Here is a 680-nt window from a genome sequence, read left to right as displayed (position 1 = left end):
GGAAGAGGCCGGGCAGCGCGGAACGCGCGCGGCGGTCGTGCTCGCGTCCGGCTTCGGCGAGGTGGGCGAGAAAGGCGCGGTTCTTGAAGCGGAACTGACGGAGGTGGCACGCCGTCACGGCATGGTGCTGTGCGGACCCAACTGCCTCGGCCTCGTTTCCCTCGCAAACGGCGCAGCCCTTTACTCCTCGACGCTCGATCCGGCCATGAAACGCGGGCGCATGGCGCTGATATCGGCATCCGGCGCCAGCGCCATCGCGCTCGGCAATTCCGGCCGCTTTGGCGTGTCGGCGCTTGTGTCGGTGGGCAATGCGTCTGTGACTGGCCTTGGCGATTATCTTCGCTGGTTCGCGCAGGATCCGGAAACGGACGTGATCGGGCTGGTCATCGAAGGCGTCCGCGATCCGGCCTCGATCGCATCGGCCATGGAAGCGGTGCATGCCGCCGGCAAGACCGCACTCGCGCTTCGAGTGGGCCGATCCGCTGAAGGACAGCGCGCGACGGCCGCTCATACCGGCGCGCTCGCCGGTGCTGCCGAAGCACAGGCTGCCTTCCTCGCGCGCGTGGGCATCGTCGATTTGCCTGATATGGACAGCTTCATCGAAGCCGGTGTGTTGTGCTCCGGTGGCAAGCGGCCGGCTGCTGGAGCTGTTGCCGTGGTTGGCGTCAGTGGCGGCGGCG

The 680-nt window shown here is 67.8% G+C and carries 1 pseudogene; it reads left to right on the top strand.

Annotation, left to right across the window (positions count from 1 at the left end):
• Positions 1–680, top strand: a pseudogene (locus RTX98_RS17775) (CoA-binding protein); the annotation flags it as partial.

This window comes from Tianweitania sp., from assembly GCF_032053605.1.
Lineage (GTDB): Bacteria > Pseudomonadota > Alphaproteobacteria > Rhizobiales > Rhizobiaceae > Tianweitania.
The sequence above is the reverse complement of the archived record's forward strand: the minus strand, read 5'-3'. Positions and strand labels throughout refer to the sequence as shown.